This is a genomic window from Mycobacterium persicum (assembly GCF_002086675.1).
Taxonomy (GTDB): Bacteria; Actinomycetota; Actinomycetes; order Mycobacteriales; family Mycobacteriaceae; genus Mycobacterium; species Mycobacterium persicum.
This window is the reverse complement of the sequence record NZ_MVIF01000162.1, coordinates 1-7,221: the sequence shown is the minus strand read 5'-3', so window position 1 is coordinate 7,221 and position 7,221 is coordinate 1. Positions and strand designations below refer to the sequence as shown.

Below are 7,221 nucleotides of genomic sequence, written 5' to 3'. Positions count from 1 at the left end.
CCACCGCCCCGATTGCCATAGCCGCCGGAGCAGCAGCCAATCCCGCAGCCGGCGCGGCCGCCACAGCCGCCGCCGGAGCAGCAGCCAGTCCGGCCAAACCGGCCATTCCAGCTACCCCGGGGACAACAGCAGCGGCCAGCCCTCCCAACAAAGGACTCGCCAGAAGCGGAACAACACCGATCAAATTCGAAATAATCCATCCGACAACAATTGTGGTAACACCCAAGACTGTGGCGTAGACAAGAGGCGGAATTATCGCGATTGCAATAATAAGTGGCAGCCCAAGTGCCGCCAAAAATAGCAGATCTACCACGGCTGCTATCAAGTGCAAATGCACGAGATTATCGAGCAATTGGAACAATACCGCACCATAGGTTTGGAAAACCATTGCGAAAAGCTTGAAATCCAATGCCCATACCTTGCCGACCAAGGCCAAGAACTGCATCAGTTCCTGCCATGGAAATGGGGTCAGGGTAAGTGTTGCCACGGCATTGCTGATTTCATTGGCACCGGGTGTGACGATGATCGGCGCCGGGATGGGGTGCGGGGCAGCCGCCAGCGCCGCGCCGCTGACGGTCTCATAGACACTCATGGTGGTAGCGGCCTGGATCCACATCCGGACGTAGTCGGCTTCGTTGAGCGCGATCGGGATGGTGTTGATCCCAAAGAAATTCGTCGCGACCAACACGCCATGGGTGACGTGGTTGGCGGCCAATTCCGCCAGGGTGGGCATCGCGGCCAGTGCGCTGACGTAGGCTGCGGCGACGGTGTCGTGCCCGGCGGCCGTTGCCGCACTGTCGGCGCTGGTCTGCATCAACCACGCCACATACGGAACATGGGCGGCCACATACGCTTCGACGCTGGGGCCCTGCCACGCACCAGCCTGCACCGCTGCCAGGATGATCGTGAGTTCTTTTGCCGCCGAGGCATATTCGACACTCATCGATGTCCACTCAGCAGATGCTGCCAGCAGCGACTCCGGACCCGGACCGGTGCTCAGCAATGCTGAATGTACTTCTGGCGGTAGGGCGATCCAGATCGGCGCCGTCACACCCAACCACCTAAGGCCGAATACGATACCGCCGCTGCGGCGTCACCCGCGGCATAACTCACACCGGACTCACCGACACCGATTCCCGAACGGCCCAGCTCTTCAACGGCTTCGGCAGCCACCGCGGCGTGCTCGTTGCCGTACGCGCTAAACCCGGCGGCGGTCTGTATCGACACGGGGTCCGCCGCCGGCGGGACCACCGCGGTAATCAGCGGTGCCGCAGCAGCATGCGCGGCCGCCAACCGAGCGGTCAGCGCTTCCACCGCCGCACTGGCCGCAGCCAAACCTTCTGGAACCACTTGCAATGTCACTATCGAATCCTTCCGATTGCATCCGTCCTGCCGGCATGGCTTAGGTCCTTATCGGCCTACCGCCGAGCATGATGCCGAAAAAATCTCACGGATCCTTACTATTGTCAACAGTTGCAGATAGCTACGGTTACGTAGGGAAAAGCTACGTTTCGGTAGCCATCTGTCTGGTGGGAGTCGTTGGGCCGGGCCTGAATACGACGGTTGCGGACATGGTGGGGATCTGCCATCCGAACTTCATCCGCAGCCCGACAAGTGCGTCGTTTCGAACGCGACAATGCGATATTGGCGGTGACCGGATCCAGATTGTTTGTCGAATTCATTTGCGCGAACACATCTTCGCGTCGAAATGGAAACTATCCGATAGGATTTCGGTTGGCTTGTCAGGTTGGTGGTACGTCCGGCACTACCTGGCGATGAGCGCGTCCGAGAGTTGTAAGCGGGACTTGGGCTTTCATGGGTTGGCGCTCTGCGAGGTGGCAGTCGTATAGACCAGCTTCCATGCCAGCCGATCACTATATCGCCGTTTCCCAACATCTTTCATGCACCAGCGAAGGATTCGTCGATATCGGCAGCCGGATGGCACCCCGGATTTGCGTGCGTGACGCACTGCCGGGAGCGCTACCCTACTCTCCAGACGCGTGGTCCCGTTGACCCTGACTGTCGTTGACAGCAGCGGGTTTTCCTGCACCCGGCCTGGTGTCCCACGTTCCGGGCACCATCGGCGCCGCCGGCCCCCCGCCGAATCCGTCGCCGGTGAGCGTCGCCAGTCCAGCCCGCGTCGCCAACGCCTGCGCGGCTTGCCGTCCCGGTGAATCCCAACGCTCCCGCCCCGCGGTCGGACGGCGTCGAAAGGAAAGGCTCTGTATCCGAGGGTGATTCGGATTCCAGGAATTCGTAACGGTAGCCGGGAGCCGCCAGCCTGGCCCGTCGGCGGCGCCGCGCCCGCGTCTCCTCTCGCGCTGCCGCGGCGGCTGCCGCCGGTATTGCGGCCTGGTTGGGTTCTGACGCGGTTCGCCAGGCTGAAGCGCTCATCGCCGAGTCGAACCCGACATCGGGGCCGCCAACCACGTAGGGCAAGGCCGCTCCCAGAAACTCGGCGAGCTGATCTGCCGCCGCGGCGTACTCGGCACTCAGCGAACTCCACGCCGACGCCGCGGCCAGCATGCCGCCCGGCCCGGAGCCGCTGCTGAGCTGGGTCGAATGCACCTCTGGGGGCCAGGCCATCCACACCGGTGCCGTCATAGTCACGCCAGTCGGTCGGGAGCAGCGGCTAGCGCCATACAGGCCTCCTTGCCGGAATACGTGGAAGGCCGTGAGTAGTCGTACGCCGGCCAGGAAAAGTTCCCGCCCGAGGTGAACTCACCAAACCTACGGCTTGGTGGCACTGACCAGAGTGTTGCGCACAAACAGCTCCCCGGCCTCGGTCCCCGGTTCCGGCACCGGCCGGTCGACCTCACGGAGATACTCGACCAACGGAGTACCGAGGGCAGTCCAGCCATGTGCCCCAAGCCACTCGGTGGCCGGTGCGCACTGCTCGTTGTAGACCAACTGGAAAAACGGATTCGCGTCACCGGCCGCGACGACGGCACGTTCTTCTTCCACTTTGGCGGCGAATTCTTCCGGGGGAAGCGGGCTGCCGTCCTCCACTGCGGCGTGGCTGCCGGGGCAGGCGAGGTTGTCGATGCCGGTGAACAGCTGCTCCTGCGCGGTGGCCGGAAGATAGATCAGCAGCCCCTCGGCGATCCACGCCGACGGTTTGGCAGGATCAAAGCCGTTGTCTTGCAACGCTTGTGGCCAGTCTTCCCGCAGGTCGACCGCAATCTCACGTCGCTCGGCGCGCGGCGTGGCGCCGTGGCGGGACAGCACCTCGCGCTTGAAATCGAGCACTTGCGGCCGATCCAGCTCGAAGACCGTGGTTCCGTCCGGCCAGGGCAGCCGGTAGGCGCGTGAATCCAGTCCCGCCGCCAAGATGACCACCTGGCGCGCTCCAGCGTCGGCGGTCCGCTGGAAGTAGGCGTCGAAGTACCTGGTGCGGGCGCCCTGGAAATTGACGAAGTGCTCGCCGAAGTCCTCGCTCTTCAAGTCGTGGTCGGGAGCCTTGCCGTCGAGCACGTCGGCCCAGGAACCGCCGACGGCCCGGCAGAACAGTTCCGCGTACGGATCGACGGCCAGTGGGTCGGGCTTTTGGGCCTCCAAAGCCCGTGCGGTGGCGACGAACAGCGCGGTCGATCCGACACTCGTGGTGATGTCCCAGGTGTCACCTTCACTACGCACCCCACCGACATTAATGCCTGGCTGGACCGTCTGGCTCCCAGGTACCGGGGAGCATCGGCTCCCTGGGTGCGCCATCGAACTGGTCACCGGCCAGCGTGGCCAAGCCTGCCACCGCACCGGCCGTGTCCTTGTGAACCGTGCCGGCAAACCCCAAACTCGCCGCACCTTGATCCGAGGCGGTCGCAGCCGGCTCCTCGTTCTGCGGTACGTCCCAGTCCGGGTCGACCTCAACGTCCATAAACTCCTCGCCGTGGCCACGCAGCGCCGTCCTGCGGCGTCGCCGCCGTCGGGCCTGCTCACGGGCGGCTGCCGCGGCGGCCGCGGCGGCGGAATCGGGTTCGGGCGCCTTCTTCTTGGCACTGGCGGCAGCGCTGGCGCTCATTTCGTCACCGAACCCGATGCCCGGACCGCCGCCCACCAGGAAGGGATAGCCGAAGGCCGGTGCGGCTGGGGCCGGCGGCGGTGCCGGGCCGGGGCCGGCTGTGCTGGTCATGGAGGCCGGCGCCGGCGCAGGCGCTGCGGCCGACGCGGTAACGGTCGGAGTCATCGCGGCGACCGGCACCATGGTGGGTGCGGCGGCTACCGACGGCGCCGCGACCGGTATCCCGGCCGGCTGGATTCCGGCCAGGCCAGACAGTCCCGCGAAGCCGGTCACCGCCCCGAGGTTGGAGATGGCGCCGCTGATGGCGACAGCCAGCAACTGCGGGGACTGGCCGAGCGCTTGGATGATCTGCGCGATGTGGGTCGGCCAGTCGAACAGCATCAGTTCGACGAGGAATTGCATCGCCGCCGCGGGGTTGGTGAACAGTTCCTTGGCGAACGTTTGAAAGTCCTGACTGAATTCGAGAGCACGAACAAGCCACCACATGGGTTGGGCCGCATTCGTATATTCGTCGTAGTGGATTCCATTGACGGTCCCTTCGGCGGGGTCCCATATCACCCGGCCGCCGGTGATGATGCGCAGGACGTCAGCAACGACGTTGTCGATCGGGGTGGCCTCACCCCCGTGTTCATGGTCATGTCCGCCGTCGGCTTCGGCTGTCACAATCTGCGGGGCCGTGGTGGTCTGGGGTGTCGATGCGACAGCAGCGCCGGCCACCGCCTCGTAGGTCGCCATGGTGGTGGCCGCCTGGATCCACATCCGCACGTAGTCGGCCTCGTTGAGCGCTATCGGGACGGTGTTGATCCCGAAGAAGTTCGTCGCCACCAAGACACCGTGGATGGCGTGGTTGGCCGCCAGCTCGGCCAGCGTCGGCATCGTCGCCAGAGCGGTGGTGTAGGCGACGGCCACCGTTTCGTGCCGGGCGGCCGCGGCCGCACTGACCGTGCCCGCTTGCATCAACCACATCAGATAGGGCACGTGGGCGGCCACATACCGCTCAGCGCTGGGACCCTCCCAGGCACCGCCCTGGACCGCGCCCAGCACGACCGTGAGTTCGTCTGCCGCCGCGCCGTATTCGGCGCTCAGCGCCGACCACGCCGCGGCGGCGGACAGCAGGGAGCCGGGCCCGGGGCCGCTACTGAGCAACGCCGAGTGCACCTCCGGCGGTGACGCCATCCACACCGGCCACATCACCGCGAGCTTCCGGACGTTTTGAACATGATTTTCATTATCGCTATTCGAACACCGGGGACGGCCACAGTGCAAGTCCCGTCATCGATGTGGGGCTCGGCCGCTCGGTCCGTCACCGTCGAGGGTGCGGGTCGCAAACGCCGGCTCGCAAAACCTGGTCCGGATTTCCGGCAAACCCACAACTGTGTCGGCCGCACAGCGATACGCTGTATTGGCCGATTTTCTCTGGTGACGGGGGAGGCTCCAGATCGGCATGACAACGCACGTCATGGCGTATCGGGAGGTGTCAGATGTCGTTCGTGTTCGCGGCGCCGGAGGCGCTGGTGGCAGCGGCAGGAGATTTGGCCAATATCGGGACCGCGGTCGGCACGGCCAATGCCGCCGCCGCGGCCAACACGACGAGCTTGCTGGCCGCGGGCGCGGACGAGGTGTCGGCGGCGATTGCGGCACTATTCGGTGCGCACGGCCAGGCCTATCAAGTGCTGAGCGGGCACGCCGCCGCATTCCACCAGCAGTTTGTGCAGGCCCTAACCGCGGGCGGGACATCGTATGCGGCCGCCGATTATGCCGCTGCGACGCCGCTGCAGCCGCTCCTCGACGCGATCAATGCGCCGTTCATCGCGGCTACCGGGCGTCCGCTGATCGGCAATGGCGCCAACGGTGCCCCGGGCACCGGGGCCAATGGCGGCGCCGGCGGTTGGCTGATCGGCAACGGCGGAGCCGGCGGGTCCGGAACGTCCTCGACGACCGCCGACGGCGGGAAAGGCGGCGCCGGCGGCGCAGCCGGGCTGCTCGGTAGCGGCGGAGCCGGCGGGGCCGGCGGCAACACCTCGGCCGCCGGCAAAGCCGGCGGGGCCGGCGGGGCCGGCGGCAACGCCATGCTGATCGGCGCCGGTGGCGCCGGCGGCGCCGGCGGGAGCTCGACGGATGCCGGCGGTGTGAGCGGCGGGGCCGGCGGGGCCGGCGGTAACGCCGGCATGCTCTTCGGCGCCGCCGGGAACGGCGGTCCCGGCGGCCTGACAAACGGAGTCGGCGCCACCGGCGGCGCCGGCGGGGCCGGCGGAGCCGGCGGGCTGTTCTCCGACGGTGGAGTCGGCGGGGCCGGCGGTGCCGGCGCATCCGGCGGCGCGGGCGGAGCCGGCGGTGTCGGCGGGATGTTTTCCGACGGCGGCACCGGCGGAGCCGGCGCAACCGGCAACGTTCTCTCCGGCGCCGGCGGGAAAGGCGGAGCGGGCGGCGCCGGCGGGATGTTCGGTGCCGGTGGTAGCGGTGGCCCTGGAGGGGCGGCCAGCGTAGGTGGCGCGGGCGGGACCGGCGGCAACGCCGGCATGCTCGCCATCGGAGCCGCGGGCGGAGCAGGCGGCTCCGGCGGACAAGGCTTCGTCACCGGCGGCGGGGACGGCGGGACCGGCGGCAACGCCGGCATGTTCTTCGGCTCCGGCGGCGCCGGTGGCGCCGCCGGGGCGGGGTTCACCAAGGGCGGAGCCGGGGGCGCCGGCGGCAACGCCGGCATGCTCAACGGCTCCGGCGGGGCCGGCGGCACCGGCGGCGCTGGTAACACCGGCCCCGGTGGGGCCGGCGGGGGCGGCGGCAAGCCCGGCCTGATCGGCAATGGTGGTAACGGCGGCGATGGCGGCGCCAGCGCGGCCGCTGCCGGTGGCAACGGCGGCACCGGCGGCGACGGCGTGCTGATCGGGAACGGCGGTAACGGCGGCAGCGGAGGCACCGGCGCGACCCCGGGCAAGGCCGGCCTCGGCGGCCTCGGCGGGCTGCTGTTGGGTGCCGACGGAATTCCCGCTCCGCCCAGCCCCAACCCGCTGCACACCCTGCAGCAGGATGTGCTCGATATCGTTAACCAGCCTGTCCAGGCAATTACCGGGCGTCCACTGATCGGCAACGGCGCCAACGGGGCTCCGGGAACCGGGACCGCCGGCGGGGACGGCGGCTGGTTGTTCGGCAACGGCGGTAGTGGCGGGCACGGTGCCACCAACACCGCCGCCGCGGGCCAGGGT

Annotated in this window: 6 protein-coding genes; 1 reads left to right on the top strand and 5 read right to left on the bottom strand. The window is 67.8% G+C overall.

The window, feature by feature from the left end:
• The 5 genes from BST40_RS26860 to BST40_RS26840 form a co-directional block, all read right to left on the bottom strand.
• Positions 1–1,051, bottom strand: a 1,051-nt coding sequence (locus BST40_RS26860) for a PPE family protein (protein ID WP_083156327.1), incomplete at its 3' end; no start/stop codon positions are given.
• Positions 1,048–1,362 carry a PE family protein gene (locus tag BST40_RS26855; RefSeq protein ID WP_075543876.1) on the bottom strand — a complete coding sequence of 105 codons (315 nt, stop codon included), beginning with the start codon at positions 1,360–1,362 and terminating at the stop codon, positions 1,048–1,050. The genes BST40_RS26860 and BST40_RS26855, both read right to left, overlap by 4 nt.
• Before the next feature lie 618 nt (positions 1,363–1,980).
• On the bottom strand, positions 1,981–2,604 hold the full coding sequence (locus BST40_RS33430; protein WP_142276825.1) for a PPE domain-containing protein: 624 nt from the start codon (positions 2,602–2,604) through the stop codon (positions 1,981–1,983).
• A gap of 126 nt (positions 2,605–2,730) precedes the next feature.
• Complete coding sequence (locus tag BST40_RS26845) at positions 2,731–3,636, bottom strand: class I SAM-dependent methyltransferase (protein ID WP_075545062.1); 906 nt, start codon at positions 3,634–3,636, stop codon at positions 2,731–2,733.
• A 10-nt stretch (positions 3,637–3,646) separates the two neighbouring features.
• Positions 3,647–5,209, bottom strand: coding sequence for a PPE family protein (locus BST40_RS26840; RefSeq protein WP_075545061.1), 1,563 nt, complete (start codon positions 5,207–5,209; stop codon positions 3,647–3,649).
• Positions 5,210–5,499: 290 nt separating this feature from the next.
• Here BST40_RS26840 and BST40_RS26835 point away from each other — a divergent pair.
• Positions 5,500–7,221, top strand: a 1,722-nt coding sequence (locus BST40_RS26835) for a PE family protein (protein WP_142276824.1), incomplete at its 3' end; no start/stop codon positions are given.

Bases quoted from the DNA above. Each gene is read 5' to 3' on its own strand.
- BST40_RS26840 (WP_075545061.1), bottom strand. From the start codon at position 5,209: ATGTGGCCGGTGTGGATGGCGTCACCGCCGGAGGTGCACTCGGCGTTG.
- BST40_RS33430 (WP_142276825.1), bottom strand. From the start codon at position 2,604: ATGACGGCACCGGTGTGGATGGCCTGGCCCCCAGAGGTGCATTCGACC.